The 17,882-nt window shown below is 39.6% G+C and carries 19 protein-coding genes; 8 read left to right on the top strand and 11 right to left on the bottom strand.

The window, feature by feature from the left end; genetic code table 11:
• Positions 1–137: 137 nt before the first annotated feature.
• The 4 genes from SMSK564_RS06705 to SMSK564_RS06690 all read left to right on the top strand — a co-directional run bounded on the left by SMSK564_RS06705 (position 138) and on the right by SMSK564_RS06690 (position 4,695).
• Entirely contained in the window at positions 138–1,091 is a 954-nt protein-coding gene (locus SMSK564_RS06705) for a CPBP family intramembrane glutamic endopeptidase (protein ID WP_000792107.1), read from the top strand.
• 76 nt (positions 1,092–1,167) lie between these two features.
• A complete protein-coding gene (gene uvrB, locus SMSK564_RS06700; RefSeq protein ID WP_000610422.1) occupies positions 1,168–3,156 on the top strand; it encodes an excinuclease ABC subunit UvrB in 1,989 nt (662 codons plus the stop codon).
• A gap of 31 nt (positions 3,157–3,187) precedes the next feature.
• Entirely contained in the window at positions 3,188–4,216 is a 1,029-nt protein-coding gene (locus SMSK564_RS06695) for an acyltransferase (RefSeq protein ID WP_000258405.1), read from the top strand.
• Between the two features lie 11 nt (positions 4,217–4,227).
• Positions 4,228–4,695, top strand: coding sequence for an 8-oxo-dGTP diphosphatase (locus SMSK564_RS06690; RefSeq protein WP_000091554.1), 468 nt, complete (start codon positions 4,228–4,230; stop codon positions 4,693–4,695).
• Here the strand turns inward: SMSK564_RS06690 and SMSK564_RS06685 are convergent.
• From SMSK564_RS06685 to coaB, 5 genes are all read right to left on the bottom strand, one after another.
• On the bottom strand, positions 4,692–5,207 hold the full coding sequence (locus SMSK564_RS06685) for a transcription repressor NadR (RefSeq protein ID WP_000159183.1): 516 nt from the start codon (positions 5,205–5,207) through the stop codon (positions 4,692–4,694). The two genes, SMSK564_RS06690 and SMSK564_RS06685, sit on opposite strands and share 4 nt — an antisense overlap.
• Before the next feature lie 11 nt (positions 5,208–5,218).
• A complete protein-coding gene (locus SMSK564_RS06680) occupies positions 5,219–5,746 on the bottom strand; it encodes an ECF transporter S component (protein ID WP_001097392.1) in 528 nt (175 codons plus the stop codon).
• A gap of 175 nt (positions 5,747–5,921) precedes the next feature.
• Positions 5,922–6,485, bottom strand: a complete 564-nt coding sequence (locus tag SMSK564_RS06675) for an ECF transporter S component (RefSeq protein ID WP_000747412.1) — start codon at positions 6,483–6,485, stop codon at positions 5,922–5,924.
• Positions 6,469–7,020 (bottom strand): phosphopantothenoylcysteine decarboxylase, encoded by a 552-nt coding sequence (gene coaC, locus SMSK564_RS06670; RefSeq protein WP_000940141.1) that lies wholly within the window; start codon positions 7,018–7,020, stop codon positions 6,469–6,471. Before coaC ends, SMSK564_RS06675 begins: the two co-directional genes overlap by 17 nt.
• 11 nt (positions 7,021–7,031) lie before the next feature.
• The gene (gene coaB, locus SMSK564_RS06665) at positions 7,032–7,721 is read right to left on the bottom strand and encodes a phosphopantothenate--cysteine ligase (RefSeq protein WP_000699484.1); all 690 of its coding nucleotides are present in this window, start codon (positions 7,719–7,721) and stop codon (positions 7,032–7,034) included.
• A 225-nt stretch (positions 7,722–7,946) separates the two neighbouring features.
• Here coaB and SMSK564_RS06660 point away from each other — a divergent pair, with 225 nt between their 5' ends.
• The 4 genes from SMSK564_RS06660 (at position 7,947) to radC (ending at position 13,761) form a co-directional block, all read left to right on the top strand.
• Positions 7,947–9,617, top strand: coding sequence for a formate--tetrahydrofolate ligase (locus SMSK564_RS06660; protein WP_000845270.1), 1,671 nt, complete (start codon positions 7,947–7,949; stop codon positions 9,615–9,617).
• 44 nt (positions 9,618–9,661) lie between these two features.
• Entirely contained in the window at positions 9,662–10,612 is a 951-nt protein-coding gene (locus tag SMSK564_RS06655) for a GTP pyrophosphokinase (RefSeq protein WP_255260764.1), read from the top strand.
• A 134-nt stretch (positions 10,613–10,746) separates the two neighbouring features.
• A complete protein-coding gene (gene pcrA, locus SMSK564_RS06650) occupies positions 10,747–13,038 on the top strand; it encodes a DNA helicase PcrA (RefSeq protein WP_000992906.1) in 2,292 nt (763 codons plus the stop codon).
• A gap of 42 nt (positions 13,039–13,080) precedes the next feature.
• Entirely contained in the window at positions 13,081–13,761 is a 681-nt protein-coding gene (gene radC, locus SMSK564_RS06645) for a RadC family protein (protein ID WP_000286925.1), read from the top strand.
• On the opposite strand, the gene SMSK564_RS06640 is transcribed toward radC, so the two are convergent.
• The 6 genes from SMSK564_RS06640 to SMSK564_RS06615 form a co-directional block, all read right to left on the bottom strand.
• The gene (locus SMSK564_RS06640; RefSeq protein ID WP_000743337.1) at positions 13,758–14,447 is read right to left on the bottom strand and encodes a gamma-glutamyl-gamma-aminobutyrate hydrolase family protein; all 690 of its coding nucleotides are present in this window, start codon (positions 14,445–14,447) and stop codon (positions 13,758–13,760) included. The genes radC and SMSK564_RS06640 overlap by 4 nt on opposite strands.
• A gap of 17 nt (positions 14,448–14,464) precedes the next feature.
• Positions 14,465–15,106: a redox-sensing transcriptional repressor Rex gene (locus tag SMSK564_RS06635; RefSeq protein ID WP_000653414.1), complete on the bottom strand. Its 642-nt coding sequence runs from the start codon at positions 15,104–15,106 to the stop codon at positions 14,465–14,467.
• An 82-nt stretch (positions 15,107–15,188) separates the two neighbouring features.
• The gene (locus SMSK564_RS06630; protein ID WP_000462492.1) at positions 15,189–15,404 is read right to left on the bottom strand and encodes a DUF4649 family protein; all 216 of its coding nucleotides are present in this window, start codon (positions 15,402–15,404) and stop codon (positions 15,189–15,191) included.
• Between the two features lie 7 nt (positions 15,405–15,411).
• Positions 15,412–15,759, bottom strand: coding sequence for a DUF1831 domain-containing protein (locus tag SMSK564_RS06625; RefSeq protein WP_000863540.1), 348 nt, complete (start codon positions 15,757–15,759; stop codon positions 15,412–15,414).
• A 4-nt stretch (positions 15,760–15,763) separates the two neighbouring features.
• Positions 15,764–16,879 carry a cysteine desulfurase family protein gene (locus tag SMSK564_RS06620; RefSeq protein ID WP_000639651.1) on the bottom strand — a complete coding sequence of 372 codons (1,116 nt, stop codon included), beginning with the start codon at positions 16,877–16,879 and terminating at the stop codon, positions 15,764–15,766.
• 9 nt (positions 16,880–16,888) lie between these two features.
• Positions 16,889–17,848: a ribose-phosphate diphosphokinase gene (locus SMSK564_RS06615; protein ID WP_001283822.1), complete on the bottom strand. Its 960-nt coding sequence runs from the start codon at positions 17,846–17,848 to the stop codon at positions 16,889–16,891.
• Between the last annotated feature and the right edge of the window lie 34 nt (positions 17,849–17,882).

Below are 17,882 nucleotides of genomic sequence, written 5' to 3'. Positions count from 1 at the left end.
TCAGAAAAAGTAAAAAAAGGCAAATTTTTATATTTTTGTGTCAGAAAATATAACATTGTTTTTTTCCTTTTCTTTCTTGAATTGCTACTATAAAGTGCTATAATAATAGTATATATAGAAGAAAAGAGGACAGGGATATGAAGAACAAAAGAATATTTAAAGACTTCCAAGCTTCAAAAATGAGTTTAAACATTTACACAAGCCCCTTGTTAGCCTTTGCTTTTGTCTTCATAGGAGAGTTTGTGGCTTATACTCTGTATGGTATTAGTTTGTTAGCTCTCATCGAACTTGCTAGAAATTTTGGAGAGGCTGGTCAAAATCTTGCAACCTACTTGCAGACCTTGCATCAGAGCTTGACGGATAAAACAGGTGATTTTCGTTTAATTTTAGAATTGCTAGCCTTTGGTTTTATTCTTAACACTGTGTTCAGATGGACTAGAAAAGTTGAGAAAAGACCTATTCGAACTTTGGGATTTTATAGAGAGAATTTTCTCAGCAATCTTCTGAAAGGATTTGGCCTAGGTCTGGCACTTTTTCTTCTGACCTTGTTAGGTTTAGTGACCTTGGGGCAATATCGTTTTGAGTCTATTCACTTGAATCCTTATTCGCTTTCCTTTGTTGTCTTTACTATCCCATTTTGGATTTTACAGGGGACAGCAGAAGAAGTGGTGTCCCGTGCTTGGCTCCTTCCTCAATTGGCCTCAAGAACCAATCTAAAACTTGCTGTTCTTATATCTAGCCTATTCTTTACCCTGCTTCATATGGGAAATTCTGGTCTAACACCACTATCTCTAGTAAATCTCTTTTTATTCGGAGTTGCCATGGCTCTTTACCTTATCAAAACCGATACAGTTTGGGGTGTTGCAGGTATTCATGGGGCTTGGAATTTTGCTCAAGGAAATCTATTTGGGATTTTAGTTAGTGGTCAACCGTCAGGAGCATCGCTGATGACCTTTTTACCACAAGGCAATCAAGGCTGGTTATCAGGTGGATCTTTTGGCATAGAAGGATCTATCATGACAAGTCTGGTCTTGTTACTACTGATTGTCTATCTTGGCTATAAATTAAAGAAAGAAAATGAAAGGATGTGACTTCGGTCCGTCCTTTTCTTCGTGAAAATGCTACAAGTATGCTAAAATAGGAATAGCACATCGAGAGAGGATTCTTATGATTAACCGCATTACAGATAATCAATTTAAACTAGTATCAAAATATCAACCATCAGGAGATCAACCCCAAGCTATCGAGCAGTTGGTTGATAATATCGAGGGTGGAGAAAAAGCTCAGATTCTGATGGGGGCGACTGGAACAGGGAAGACCTATACCATGAGTCAAGTCATTTCCAAAGTCAATAAACCAACTCTGGTTATTGCCCACAATAAAACTCTGGCAGGACAGCTCTATGGGGAGTTTAAGGAATTTTTCCCTGAAAATGCAGTTGAGTACTTTGTGTCTTACTATGATTATTACCAGCCAGAAGCTTATGTCCCTTCTAGCGACACCTATATTGAAAAGGATAGCTCTGTCAATGACGAGATTGACAAGCTCCGACACTCAGCGACTTCAGCCCTTTTGGAGCGCAATGATGTTATTGTCGTGGCTTCAGTCTCTTGTATCTATGGTTTGGGTTCGCCCAAGGAATACGCTGATAGTGTCGTTAGTCTCCGTCCAGGTCTTGAAATTTCTCGTGATAAACTCTTGAATGACTTAGTTGACATCCAGTTTGAGCGAAATGATATTGATTTCCAACGCGGAAGATTTCGCGTTCGTGGGGATGTAGTGGAGATTTTCCCAGCCTCTCGTGATGAACACGCCTTTCGAGTAGAATTTTTTGGAGACGAAATTGACCGTATTCGTGAGGTTGAAGCCTTGACTGGTCAGGTATTGGGAGAAGTGGATCATTTGGCGATTTTCCCTGCGACTCACTTCGTGATCAATGATGACCACATGGAAGTTGCCATTGCCAAGATTCAGGCAGAATTAGAAGAGCAGTTAGCTGTCTTTGAGAAGGAAGGTAAATTGCTTGAAGCCCAGCGCTTGAAACAGCGGACAGAGTATGATATCGAAATGCTGCGCGAGATGGGCTATACAAATGGGGTTGAAAACTATTCACGTCACATGGATGGACGGAGCGAAGGAGAGCCTCCTTATACGCTTCTTGATTTCTTCCCAGATGATTTCTTAATCATGATTGACGAGAGCCATATGACTATGGGACAAATCAAAGGCATGTACAATGGAGACCGTTCGCGTAAAGAAATGCTAGTAAATTATGGTTTCCGCTTGCCATCAGCCTTGGACAATCGTCCTCTCCGTCGTGAAGAATTTGAAAGCCATGTCCATCAGATTGTTTACGTTTCAGCGACACCGGGAGACTATGAAAATGAACAGACCGAGACAGTGATTGAGCAAATCATTCGTCCGACGGGACTCTTGGATCCAGAGGTGGAAGTCCGTCCGACTATGGGACAGATTGATGACCTCTTAGGTGAAATCAATGCCCGTGTTGAAAAGAATGAGCGTACCTTTATTACCACTTTAACCAAGAAAATGGCAGAGGATTTAACCGACTACTTTAAAGAAATGGGCATTAAGGTCAAGTACATGCACTCGGATATCAAGACCTTGGAGCGGACAGAGATTATCCGTGACCTGCGCTTGGGTGTCTTTGACGTCTTGGTCGGAATCAACCTGCTCCGTGAGGGGATTGACGTTCCTGAAGTGAGCCTCGTAGCGATTCTCGATGCTGACAAGGAAGGTTTCCTTCGAAACGAGCGTGGACTCATCCAGACCATTGGTCGTGCTGCTCGTAATAGTGAGGGACATGTCATTATGTATGCGGACACTGTGACCCAGTCTATGCAACGTGCTATCGATGAAACTGCCCGTCGTCGCAAAATCCAGATGGCCTATAATGAAGAACACGGTATTGTGCCTCAGACAATCAAGAAAGAAATCCGTGATCTGATTGCCGTGACCAAGGCAGTTGCTAAGGAAGAAGACAAGGAAGTCGATATCAATAGTCTCAACAAACAAGAGCGCAAAGAACTCGTCAAGAAACTAGAAAAACAAATGCAAGAAGCCGTCGAAGTACTTGACTTTGAACTCGCAGCTCAGATTCGTGATATGATGCTGGAAGTTAGGGCGTTGGATTAACAAACATTATAGGATAATAGATAAGGAAGATATGGTAACAAATAAAACAAGATATATAGGGATTGAATGCTGTAGAATTATAGCTATGTTGATGATTTGTAATTTGCATGTTTTAGGTATTGGAGGAGTCTTAGATAAAGTCGGGAATCAAAAAGATATATATTATTTTCTTGCTAATATCTTAGAAGCTTTTTCTTATCCAGCTGTCAATATTTTTATTTTAATTAGTGGTTACGTGGGTCTATATTCACAGTTTAGTTATAAAAAAATGTCTAAGTTTTGGTTACAAATTATTTTTTATACTATATCAATTACATTGACTTTTGCAGTGTTTTCAAAATTATCTGTAACTCCAACTGAATGGTTTTATGCCTTAACCCCAATCAGTAATGGTCAGTATTGGTATATGAGTTGTTATTTTGGCTTGATATTAATAGCACCAATATTAAATCAGGCAATTTTAACAATGAAGAAAGAATTATTGATTCAGATAATAATAGGAGGATTTATATATTTCTCTATTATTCCTACAATTTTCAAACAAGATTCATTAGGAATATGGAGAGGTTATAGTGTTCTATGGATGATATTACTCTATATAGTGGGTGCTATAATCAGAAAATTTAAGTATGAAAGTTATTTTCAATCATGGAAAGTTATTTTTGGGATATTATTATTAACAAGTCTAACCTTTGTATTGTACTTCTTTAATTATGAACAGTGGAGGAGTTATAGTTCACCGACAGTGACTCTTCAAGGAATATTGATATTTTTATTATGCTTAAATATAAAAAACATTCCACCTTCACTTGAAAAAATAGTTCTAGTTTTATCTCCGCTTACATTGGGGGTTTATCTATTTCATGTTCATCCTCTTATTTTCAGGAGAATTCTACCTAGCATAAATTTCTTAATTGATGGGAAAGAATTATTTATGTTTGCTATTATTATTTTGATAGTAACACTTTTATTATTTTTTGTAGGAGCTATTTTTGAGTATATTAGGCAAAGTCTAATAAATATAATTTTAAATATGACAAAAGTATTAACCAAATCATAGAAGGAGAAAATATGTCCCGTTCCCAATTAACGATTTTAACAAATATTTGTCTGATTGAAGATCTAGAAACCCAGCGCGTGGTTATGCAGTATCGCTCTCCTGAAACCAATCGCTGGTCAGGTTATGCCTTTCCAGGAGGCCATGTAGAAAATGGCGAATCTTTAGCAGAGTCTGTCATTCGTGAAATCTATGAAGAAACAGGGTTGACTATCCAAAATCCTCAACTTGTCGGCATTAAAAATTGGCCACTAGATACAGGTGGGCGCTATATTGTCGTTTGTTATAAGGCGACTGAGTTCTCTGGTACCCTTCGCTCTTCAGATGAAGGAGAAGTTTCTTGGGTGCAAAAAGACCAGATTCCAAACTTGGATCTGGCCTATGATATGTTACCCTTGATGGAGATGATGGAAGCTCCTGACAAATCTGAATTTTTCTACCCTCGCCGTACAGATGATGGCTGGGAGAAGAAAATCTTCTAGTCTTTTACTAAATAACCGAGCTGATCCAAGGCCTCCTCGATATAGTGGAGGTCTTGTTGTGTTTCGGCTTCGACTAGGTGGTAATGGATGCCATCTGTCAATTCAGACAGAGGTCTAAAGTCAGAATGCTCGACTTGTTCTAGAAAATGTTGCACATCTCTGCGACAAGACAGTTTAAGCAAGGTTTCGATTTCTCCATAAACGGGATGGTCAATCAAGGTATTTTGAACACGTCCACCATTATCAACGATAGCAAGGAGTTCTTGACCGATTTCTTCAACTTCATGTTTCACTTTGAAAAGTTTGTGAACATAAGGATTGGTTTCAATTTGTTTATAGATGTAGCCACGATTGGTGGATAGGATAGGAGCGCCATCGGCTCTTAAAATTGCAATGTCCTGTACAATGACCTGACGTGTGACATGAAAATGTTCCGCCAAACTTTGGCCATTAAGGGCTTTAGGAGCTTCTTTCAAGAGTTGGAGCAGAGCTTGTTTGCGATCTTTTGTCATAGCTTTTCCTTTTAACGGCGTTTTCGAAGCACTTTATAGACAGCTAGTGCTAATGTATAGTCTACCATACTATGGATAATTGTGCCAAATCCAACTAGCACAAAGAGAACATAAAACATATTTTCTACATTGGTACCGGAAGTTGCATAAAAAATGACACAAGCTAATACTTCAGCAAGGGCATGGACAAGCGCTAACACAAAGTTGAAAATCCAGGAAGCTTTTGGTTTATCTAGGGTATCGGGGAATTTTTGTAGGTAAAGAGCCCCCAAAGTCCCAAAAAAGATATGGGAAAAAGCTCGAAAAACGATAACCATGGGATAGCCTGCCATCAAAAATCCAAAACTAGAGGCTAGGATGACAAAAACTGCCATCAAGGGCGACAAGAACATGGCGATAAAAATAGCGATGTGGCTCCCTAGAGTGTAAGAAGCAGGAGGAATGACAATTTTAAAAGGCATAACAATTGGAATCAAAATTGCAATAGCCGTTAAGAGGGCAGTCATTGTCATAAATTGTGTCTTTTTTCGTGTATTCATAAGAATCTCCTTTTTTGACTGTATATACACTAGTATAGTACAACAAACAAGACAATAAATCAAGGATTTACTTAAGTCTATAGGCCATTTTAAATTAAATTTTGGTAAAGATTTCACTAAAAAGAAACTGTATAGAGCAAAATCTCCACCTTCAAGCTTGAAAGTGGAGATGTTTTTATTTCTTCAATGTTTGTAGTCTTGGGACAATAGCTAGGGTTAGAACTGCGGAAATGACTAATTCGGCAATCGAATTTGTTGAGATAACAGTTGCTAGGAGTTTTTGGATATTACCATCAAAGACATTTCCAAAAAGGTAGAAAATTCCACCAAGTACAAAGACTGTATTGGTAAGTGAACCCAGGGCACCAGCTAGAATCAGACCTGTCTTGTTTTTCATCAGTTTATAGACTAGATACGGAGTTAAACCAATCAAAATACGTGGAACGATGGCAATGATAGCTGAGTAGATATTTCCGTTTGGTACAAAAGGTGAGAAGAGGTAGCTTGTCGGCAGAATTGTAATCGTGTTAACTGTCAAGCTAAGTAGTCCCATTAAAAATCCAAGTGTAACCCCAACTCGTGGACCGTAGATAATGCTGGCAATAATGACAGGAATATGAACGATGGTTGGTTTGATTGGAAATGGGAAAAGGTTAAAGATAAGTGAGCTCAGAAAGTGTATCACGAGCATGGTTGCAAAAAAGATAGCAATGGGTGCAATATTAGAGCGTTTTTTCATCGAGAGTTTCCTTTATTCTTTCTAAAATAATTGTGAGGTCGGCTAAAGCTCCTCGTCCGTGGTCTCCACAAGCTAGTAGGGATTCCTTAGGAGCAATCAGCTGATAGCCGTAGGTTTCTAATGTTTTTAGATTAGCCTGAGTTGCTGGATGGTCATACATTTTTGTATTCATAGCAGGAGCTATTAGTTTAGGAATATGACTGGGCAGGGCTAGAGCTGTACTGGTTACCATGTTGTCCGCAAAGCCAAGGGCTAGTTTTGAAATAGTGTTAGCAGTTGCAGGGGCCACGATAAATAAATCTGCCTTTTTTCCAAGTTCGATATGATTGACTTGATCAGGATAGGGTTCCTTCATGACATCCAGGTGGACAGGATTCTGTGATAAGACCTGTAGAGTCAAAGGTTGGATAAACTCTGTAGCAGCCTGGGTCATTAAGACAGTGACTTGATGGCCTTGTTTTTTAAGCGAACTAACTAAATCTGCCGACTTGTAAGAGGCGATTGACCCCGTTACAGCCAAGAGAATATGTGCCATAGTTTTCCTTTCTATGAATGATAGGCTTGAATTTTTTCAAGGAGGAGTTCTGCAATTTCTTCTTTAGTCTGGACTGTTTGAAGCTGATCTTTCTCAACAAAGATAGCTCGGTGCTGACCTGCTGAGATTTGAGTCAGGTCATTGGCGATGATTAAATCTGCTTGATTCTTGATAAGACTTTTTCGGGCAATCTCGATGAGATAATCCTCAGAGACATCAACAAGCAGTTTGAAACCAATCAGATGAATAGCAGGATTCCATTCCTTGACTAGAGAGATGATTTTGGGTGTTTTTTTCAGGAACAAAACCTGAACCTCATCAGTTGAAGAAATCTTAGTCTGATGATTTTGCTTGCTTAAAAACTCTTCTATATTGGAGCTAGCTTGGACTTCCTCAAGCCCTGTCATATAGACAGGAGTGTAGTCAGAAACAGCCATTGAGTGGATTAAGACCTGATAATCCTTAACACGTTCTTGCATTTCAAGAAGAAGGTCGTTTGTATTGTTAATTTCTTGAATGCTTAGGTTGGGATGGGCTTCTGGCTTCACAGCTCGTTTTGTAGTAATTAAACAAACTTCATGCCCTGCAGCAAGCAAGGTTTCTGTGATGATTTTTCCCAAGTGACCTGTAGAATGGTTAGTGATAGAGCGGACGCTATCGATAGCTTCACTGGTACCGCCCGATGTAACTAAAATTTTCATAGCACTATTGTACACAAAAATAAACGGTAAGTAAAATGAAAGTGATAAAATTTTGGTAAAAGGAAAGAATATAGTTTCAAACTATAAAGCCATATAAAATTTAAGAAAGAACTCTAAAAACCTTAAAAACAGGGATATTTACGAACGTTTAGAGAGTTTTGGGATGTTAAAAATCTTGTTTTGTGTTATAATGAATTATCATAAAAGAGGTTAGAGGAGTTTTGAATGAAAACAGATATTGAAATCGCACAGAGTATTGAGTTGAAGCCAATTGTTGATGTTGTAGAGAAACTTGGTATTTCTTACGACGATTTGGAGTTGTACGGAAAGTACAAGGCTAAGCTCAGCTTTGATAAAATTCGTGCAGTTGAGAGCAATCCAGTTGGAAAATTGATTCTGGTTACTGCCATCAACCCAACACCTGCAGGTGAAGGAAAATCAACCATTACCATTGGTCTTGCGGATGCCTTGAATAAGATGGGCAAGAAAACCATGATTGCTATTCGCGAACCATCTCTTGGTCCAGTAATGGGTATCAAGGGTGGTGCGGCAGGTGGTGGTTATGCCCAAGTTCTGCCAATGGAAGACATCAACCTTCACTTCACTGGAGACATGCATGCCATTACGACTGCTAATAATGCTCTTTCTGCCTTGATTGACAACCACTTGCACCAAGGGAATGAGTTGGGAATTGACCAACGTCGTATCCTTTGGAAACGTGTTGTGGACTTGAATGATCGTGCACTTCGTCATGTGACCGTTGGACTTGGTGGTCCTCTAAACGGTATTCCTCGTGAGGATGGCTTTGACATTACCGTCGCTTCCGAAATCATGGCGATTCTTTGCTTGGCAACAGACATCGAGGACTTGAAACGCCGTTTGGCTAATATTGTTATCGGTTATCGCTATGATCGTACCCCTGTTTCTGTAGGTGATTTGCAGGTCGAGGGTGCCTTAGCATTGATTTTGAAGGATGCTATTAAGCCAAACTTGGTTCAGACAATTTACGGAACACCTGCCTTTGTACATGGTGGTCCATTTGCCAATATCGCTCACGGATGTAACTCTGTCTTGGCAACGACAACAGCCCTTCACTTGGCTGATTACACAGTTACTGAAGCTGGTTTTGGTGCAGACCTTGGTGCTGAGAAATTCCTTGATATTAAGACACCAAACTTGCCAACATCTCCAGATGCAGTTGTCATTGTCGCAACCCTTCGTGCCCTTAAGATGAATGGCGGTGTGGCTAAGGATGCTCTTACAGAGGAAAACGTAGAAGCAGTTCGTGCTGGTTTTGCTAACTTGAAACGCCACGTTGAAAATATCCGTAAGTTCGGTATTCCAGCAGTTGTGGCTATTAACGAATTTGTATCTGATACTGAAGCAGAAATCGCAGCCTTGAAAGAACTTTGTGCCTCAATCGATGTACCAGTTGAACTAGCAAGTGTCTGGGCTGATGGTGCAGAAGGTGGAGTAGCACTTGCCGAAACAGTTATAAAGACTATCGCTGAAAACCCATCTAACTATAAACGTTTGTATGACAATGACCTTTCTGTTCAAGAAAAGATTGAAAAGATTGTTACTGAAATCTACCGTGGTAGCAAAGTAAATTTTGAGAAGAAAGCTCAAACGCAAATCGCTCAAATTGTTCAAAATGGTTGGGACAAATTGCCAATCTGTATGGCTAAAACTCAATATAGTTTCTCAGACAATCCGAATGCACTTGGAGCACCTGAAAACTTTGAAATTACCATTCGTGAATTGGTACCAAAATTAGGTGCAGGCTTCATCGTTGCCTTAACTGGTGATGTCATGACCATGCCAGGACTTCCAAAACGACCAGCTGCTCTCAACATGGATGTTGAAAGTGATGGAACAGTTCTAGGTTTGTTCTAGTATATTGAGAGATATAGAATTATGGAAAAAATTTGAAAGAAATATTGTCACAATTTGATTCAACTAAAAATAATTACGAGAGACTTTTAGAATATATTGAAGCCACAATTAAAAGTCTTATGGAAAATGAAAAAATACAAATTCATGAAATTAAAGGAAGGATTAAAGATAGAGAAAGTTTAAGCAAAAAAATTGAAACTAAAGACTATAAATATTCCAGTTTGTCAGAAATAACTGATATTTGTGGAATTAGAATTATCACATATTTTTCGGACGATGTAGATAAAATTGCTTCTTTACTTGAAGAGGAATTTGATTTAGATCAGGACAATTCTATTGATAAACGAAAAACTCAAGATCCTACTAAATTTGGCTATGTATCTTTACACTATATTTTAAAATTAGGAGGAAGTAGAGCAGGATTAACTGAAAATATTAATTATAAAGAATTAAAATTTGAAGTTCAGATAAGGACTATTTTGCAGCATGCTTGGGCGGAGATAGAACATGACTTTGGATATAAATCTGATCAAGATGTTCCTGAAAAAATTAGAAGAAGATTTTCAAGATTAGCTGGTTTAATTGAGTTAGCTGACGATGAATTCATGGAAATTAAACGATATGAAAAGGAATATACTAATAGAGTTGAAGAAGGATTCAAAGAGAATTCTAAAAGTATAAAAATTGATTCTATAAGTATTTCAGCCTTATTAGAAAGTGAATCTTATATCAACTTTATTGAAGAAAATTATGATCAACATAATATAGAAATTAGGTATCCTGGTGGAAAATTTAAAGATGATAGAATTTCTAAAATTGTCAATTATTGTGAACAATTAGGTATTAAAACGATTGATGAATTAGAAAGTAAGTTCAAAAGTGAATTTCCAAATTACTTTAGTAGATGGATTGAAGAAAAAAATAACTATTTTTATACTTGGAATACTACACCTTTACTAGAGGTTCTTTATAATTTAAATAATTCAACTAGATAATCACGTTAAGTATTGTGAGAAGTCCCATCTATATTCGGATGGGATTTTGCTATTTGTCTAGTCTCTGTAAAATTTCTATTTTCCCTGAATTCTGATATAATAGAAATATTGACTTCAAGAGTAAGGAAGAGAAGATGAACGCATTATTAAATGGAATGAATGACCGTCAGGCTGAGGCGGTGCAAACGACAGAAGGTCCCTTGTTAATCATGGCGGGGGCTGGTTCTGGGAAGACCCGTGTTTTAACCCACCGTATCGCTTATTTAATCGATGAAAAGATGGTCAATCCTTGGAATATCTTGGCAATTACCTTTACTAATAAGGCTGCGCGTGAGATGAAAGAGCGTGCTTATAGCCTCAATCCAGCTACTCAGGACTGTCTGATTGCGACCTTCCACTCCATGTGTGTGCGTATTCTGCGTCGCGATGCGGACCATATTGGCTACAACCGTAATTTTACTATTGTGGATCCTGGTGAACAACGAACTCTCATGAAACGTATTCTCAAGCAGTTGAACTTGGATCCTAAAAAATGGAATGAGCGGAGCATCTTGGGGACTATTTCCAATGCTAAGAATGACTTGATTGATGATGTGGCTTATGCTGCTCAAGCTGGCGATATGTATACGCAAATCGTGGCTCAGTGTTATACAGCCTATCAGAAAGAATTACGTCAGTCGGAGTCGGTTGACTTTGATGATTTGATTATGCTGACCTTGCGTCTCTTTGATCAAAATCCTGATGTTTTGACTTACTATCAACAGAAATTTCAGTACATCCACGTTGATGAGTACCAAGATACCAACCATGCCCAGTACCAATTGGTCAAACTCTTGGCTTCGCGCTTTAAAAACATCTGTGTGGTTGGGGATGCGGACCAGTCTATCTACGGTTGGCGTGGTGCTGATATGCAGAATATCTTGGACTTCGAGAAAGACTATCCCCAAGCTAAGGTTGTTTTGTTGGAGGAGAATTACCGTTCAACTAAAACTATTCTGCAAGCGGCCAACGAGGTCATTAAAAACAATAAAAATCGCCGTCCTAAGAATCTCTGGACTCAAAACGCTGATGGGGAGCAAATCGTTTACTATCGTGCCAATGATGAACTAGATGAGGCTGTATTTGTAGCCAAAACCATCGATGAACTTGGTCGGAGTCAAAACTTCCTTCACAAGGATTTTGCAGTTCTTTATCGTACTAATGCGCAGTCTCGTACTATTGAGGAAGCCCTGCTCAAGTCAAACATTCCTTATACCATGGTTGGTGGGACAAAGTTCTACAGCCGTAAGGAAATCCGCGATATTATCGCTTACCTTAACCTCATTGCCAATTTGAGTGACAATATCAGTTTTGAACGTATTATCAACGAACCTAAACGTGGAATTGGTCCAGGTACAGTTGAGAAAATCCGTGACTTTGCGAATGTGCAAGACATGTCCATGCTAGATGCTTCTGCAAACATCATGTTATCTGGTATCAAGGGTAAAGCAGCCCAGTCTATCTGGGATTTTGCCAATATGATTCTGGATTTGCGGGAGCAACTGGACCAGTTAAGTATTACAGAGTTGGTTGAGGAGGTTCTAGAAAAAACAGGTTACATCGATATTCTTAATGTCCAAGCAACTCTAGAAAGCAAGGCTCGGGTTGAAAATATCGAAGAGTTCCTTTCTGTAACGAAAAACTTTGATGACACCTCTGATGTGCCAGAAGAGGAAACTGGTCTGGATAAACTAAGTCGTTTCTTAAATGACTTGGCCTTGATTGCAGACACAGATTCAGGTAGTCAGGAGACATCAGAAGTGACCTTGATGACCTTACATGCTGCCAAAGGTCTCGAGTTTCCAGTTGTTTTTTTGATTGGGATGGAAGAAAATGTCTTTCCGCTTAGCCGTGCGGCTGAAGATCAAGATGAATTGGAAGAAGAACGCCGTCTGGCCTATGTAGGAATTACGCGTGCAGAGAAAATTCTCTATCTGACCAATGCCAACTCGCGCCTGCTTTTCGGTCGTACCAACTACAACCGTCCGACTCGTTTTATTAATGAAATTAGTTCAGACTTACTTGAGTATCAAGGATTGGCCCGTCCAGCCAATACAAGCTTTAAGGCATCTTATAGCAGTGGTGGGGTTGCCTTCGGTCAAGGTATGAGTCTTGCCCAGGCTCTTCAAGACCGTAAACGTAGTGCGGCCCCAAAAACTATCCAGTCAAGCGGTCTTCCGTTTGGTCAATTTACAGCTGGAGCAAAATCAGCGTCTAGCGAGGCAAATTGGTCTATTGGTGACATTGCCCTCCACAAGAAATGGGGAGAGGGAACTGTTCTGGAAGTTTCAGGTAGTGGTGCTACGCAGGAATTAAAAATCAATTTCCCAGATGTTGGTTTGAAAAAACTTTTGGCTAGTGTAGCCCCAATTGAGAAAAAAATATAATTTTCCATCCTTCTCACGAATAATAAAGTGAGGAGGATTTTTATGTATAGTATTTCATTCCAAGAAGATTCATTATTGCCAAGAGAGAGATTGGCCAAGGAAGGAGTAGAAGCGCTCAGTAATCAAGAGTTGCTAGCTATTTTACTCAGGACAGGAACACGTCAAGCTAGCGTTTTTGAAATTGCCCAGAAAGTCTTGAGCAATCTTTCAAGCCTAACGGATTTGAAAAAAATGACCCTGCAGGAATTGCAGAGTCTATCTGGTATCGGGCGAGTTAAGGCTATAGAATTGCAAGCTATGATTGAACTGGGGCATCGTATTCACAAACACGAGACTATTGAGATGGAAAGTATTCTCAGCAGTCAAAAGTTGGCCAAGAAGATGCAACAGGAATTAGGGGACAAAAAACAAGAGCACCTGGTGGCGCTCTATCTCAATACTCAAAATCAAATCATCCATCAACAGACCATTTTTATCGGTTCTGCCACTCGCAGTATTGCTGAGCCACGAGAGATCCTTCACTATGCTATCAAGCATATGGCGACTTCTATCATATTGGTTCACAATCATCCTTCAGGAGCGGTAGCCCCCAGTCGAAATGATGATCATGTCACTAAACTTGTTAAAGAAGCCTGCGACCTGATGGGGATTGTCCTCTTGGACCATTTGATTGTCTCATATTCTAGTTACTTTAGTTACCGTGAAAAAACAGATTTAATCTAAAGTTCATTAACGACATAGTCAAAGAGGTTTTTATCTTTGGGACGATTTTCAAAAAGAAACTCTGGATGCCATTGGACACCGAGAAAGGCAACATCATCCGTACTCATGACAGCTTCAATGATACCATCTTTAGGATCATGAGCCGCAATCTTTAAATTTGGTGCTAAATCCTTGATACTCTGGTGATGGAAGGAGTTGATATGGGAGATTTCTCCATAGATTTCTCGGAGAACAGTATCTGGTTCTGTCACCAAGCGTTGGGTTGTGTACTCAGCCGAACAATCCTGCCAATGGTCTTCTATATCTTGGTACAAAGTTCCACCCATGGCAACGTTAAAGAGTTGAGTTCCACGGCAAACAGAAAAAATTGGCTTTTTCTGTTTAATCGCTTCCTTGATGAGGGCCAGTTCGAAGATATCTCTTTGAAGGTGGTAGTCATCGCTATCAATGGTTTTTGGTTCACCATAGAACTTAGGATCAACATTTTGCCCACCTGTCAAGATGAGCTTGTCAATCATACTGATATAGTGGCAGGCCATTTCTTGATCACCAATCGGTAGGATGATGGGAATCCCTCCAGCGTCTTTAACGCCTTCAACAAAGCCTTTTGCTGCGTAGCTCATCATGATGTCATCATCTGGATGAGTTTTTTCGTTTCCTGTAATCCCTATAACTGGTTTTTTCATAAAATGATTTTCGCTTTCTAATCCTCTTTTCGCATGAAATAGAGGAGGGTTTGGAGTTCACTTGTCAAATCGACATACTGAACGACCACATCTTTTGGTAAATGCAGATGGACTGGTGAAAAACTAAGAATTCCTTTTACGCCAGCATCAACCAAGAGATTAGCAACCTCTTGTGACTTAACACTGGGAACGGTCAGGATAGCAGTTTTGACATCAGCATCCTTGATTTTATCCTTGATTTGAGAAATCCCGTAAATGGGAATTCCATCAGGAGTTTGGCTACCGACTTCAGGATGGTCATCTAGGTCAAAGGCCATGATAATCTTCATCTTGTTACGTTCGTGGAAGCGATAGTGGAGAAGGGCATGGCCCATATTTCCAATACCAACCAGCATGACATTGGTGATAGAGTTATCATTGAGTAAATCGGCAAAAAACGTCATCAGTTTTTTGACATCATAGCCAAAACCACGACGACCTAGTTCACCAAAATAGGAAAAATCACGACGTACGGTCGCTGAATCAATACCGATAGCCTCTGCAATTTGCTTAGAGTTGGCACGTTCAATCTTTTCTGCATGAAATCTCTTAAAAATTCGATAGTAGAGAGAGAGTCTTTTTGCTGTAGCTTTTGGAATAGCAGACTGTTTATCTTTCACAAAATCACAACCTTTCTATTCTTCTATTTTATAGAAACATTGTGAAAAAATCAACAAAAATAAGAAAAAACTAAGAAAAATCTTAGTTTTGATGTAAAAAATCTGCATGTGATAGAAAACGGTAGAGGTCTCCGACCAGACCCTGATAAACTTTCTGGCCATTAAAAGTCAGAGAAGTCACATAAAGTGTATCTGGTAGGGTCACACATCCTGACAAAGCCAGCATGAGAGCCTCATAATCTTCATACTTGAGTGTACGCTCTACATGATAGCTATCCTTATAGGTCAGTTCAAACATATGGGACCTATCTTTCAGATTTTGTAAAGACACCACGTTCTACTAAACTATCCATGAGGAAGTAGAATTTTTCCTGATGAATGTGGTGGTCTTCTGATTTGAAAATATCAACTAGACGTAGCCCAAACTTGTCAGTGATATTGATTTTAGCCCCTGTAAGTTCCTTGTTAATAATGATTTTGAGTTGGAAGCCTTCACCGCTGTTTGGCACTTTTTCCAAAAGGCGAGTCAGTTCATAGTTACCAACCTTAGTCTCAAAAAAGGTGTTATCTTTGAGGGTGAATTTTTTAACAGAAGGGCTAAGAGTGTAGTCGTAACGACAATTTTTTAACTGAATGGTTTTTTCAAATGCCATATGGCTAATCTCCGATAATTTCTTTTAAGTTTTTTGCTAGGGTATGTAGGTCTTCAACAGTATTTTGGGGCGACAAACTGATACGAACGGATTCCTTCAAGCGTTCTGAATTTGCCCCGTACATAGCTTCAAGAACATGACTAGATTGGACAATGCCTGCCGTACAGGCTGAACCAGTAGAGATAGAAATTCCAGCTAAATCTAGACGAAGGAGTAAGAGGTCATTTTTTTGGCCAGGAAATCCAATATTGAGGACATAAGGGAGATGATGTTTTCCTCTATTTAAGTAATACTGAACTCCCTCTAGCTCTGCCAGAAAGGCGGTTCCTAGATTTTGTACATGTTGAAAATGTTCTTCTTGTTTTTCTAGGTCTTCTTTTAGGGCTGCAACCATGCCTACGATGGCAGATAAATTTTCAGTCCCTGCACGTTTTTTCTGTTCTTGGTCTCCGCCATGTAGATAGGAATCAAAGTCCATGCTAGAAGCGTAGAGAAAACCGATTCCCTTAGGACCATGGAACTTGTGGGCAGAAGCAGTGAGAAAATCAATGCCCAATTCTTCTGGCTGTATAGGGATTTTTCCGATTGCCTGAACTGCATCAACATGATAGACAGCAGGGTGTTGTTTGAGTATTTGGCCAATTTCAGCAATGGGCAGTAGGTTTCCTGTCTCATTATTGGCAAACATGGTAGAAACCAAAATTGTATCGTCACGCAAAGCCTTTTGAATTTGTTGAGCTGTGATTTCTTGCTTTTCTGGTTGGATAATGGTTACTTCAAAACCAAAGTGTTGAACCAAGTAATCAATGGTTTCAAGGACAGCATGGTGCTCAATAGCAGTTGTGATAATATGTTTTCCTTGTTCTTGGTGACGAAGGCAGTAACCAATGATAGCAGTATTGTTGCCTTCTGTCCCACCAGAAGTGAAAAAGATATGTTGAGGTTTTGTCCCCAGTAACTGGGCTAGTTCCTGACGGGCTTCTCTCAAGAGTTTGCCAGCTTGACGACCATGACCATGAATACTAGAAGGGTTTCCGTGGGTTTCTTGCATAACCTTGGTCATAGCTGAAATAGCAACTGCTGACATAGGAGTCGTTGCAGCATTGTCCAAATAAATCAAAAAATCACCTTATTTCTTTTTGTTGTAGGCAAAGAGTGGGCTGACTGGTTTTCTTTCGTGAATACGGACGATGGCATCACCAATTAACTCACTAGCAGTGATGTAGCATACGTTTTTAGGAGTTTTTTCTTTTGTTGCTACTGAATCGGTCACAAGAATTTCTTTAATCTTAGTATTGTCAAGAAGTTCAGCAGCACCTTCAACGAAGAGACCGTGGCTAGAAACAGCATAAATTTCTGTAGCTCCTTCACGTTCAACGATTTTAGCAGCTTCAGAGAAGGTACGCCCTGTATTTAAAATATCGTCAATCAAGATAGCTTTTTTACCTTCAACATCACCGATAATATAACCTTCGTTACGAGTTGCATCGTCTTGAGGGTAGTCGATAATGGCGATAGGAGCATCAAGATACTCAGCCAAGCTACGAGCACGTTTGACACCTGAATTTTTAGGGCTAACGACAACAACATCTGAACCAAGTAGGCCCTTATCGCAGTAATGTTTTGCAAATAGGGGAACTGTGTAGAGGTTATCGACAGGAATATCAAAGAAACCTTGCACCTGAACAGCATGCAAATCAAGCGTAAGGACACGGTCAACTCCAGCCTTAACCAGCATATTAGCAACTAGTTTAGCTGTAAGTGGCTCACGAGGTGAAGCAATACGGTCTTGACGTGCATAGCCGAAATATGGAAGGACAACGTTGATACTGTGGGCACTTGCACGCACACAAGCGTCAACCATGATCAACAATTCCATTAGGTGGTTGTTAACAGGGAAACTTGTTGATTGGATGATGTAAACATCATAACCACGGACACTTTCTTCGATATTTACTTGGATTTCTCCATCTGAAAATTGACGTGATGATAGTTTTCCAAGTGGGACACCAACAGCTTGAGCAATTTTCTGTGCAATCTCTTGGTTAGAGTTGAGTGCGAAAAGTTTCATGTTTTTTCTATCTGACATTATAGACCGTCCTCTGTAAACTTTATAAATCCTA

The sequence above is a fragment of the Streptococcus mitis SK564 genome (assembly GCF_000148525.1).
In the GTDB taxonomy this organism is placed as follows: Bacteria; Bacillota; Bacilli; order Lactobacillales; family Streptococcaceae; genus Streptococcus; species Streptococcus mitis_H.
The sequence above is the reverse complement of the archived record's forward strand: the minus strand, read 5'-3'. Positions and strand labels throughout refer to the sequence as shown.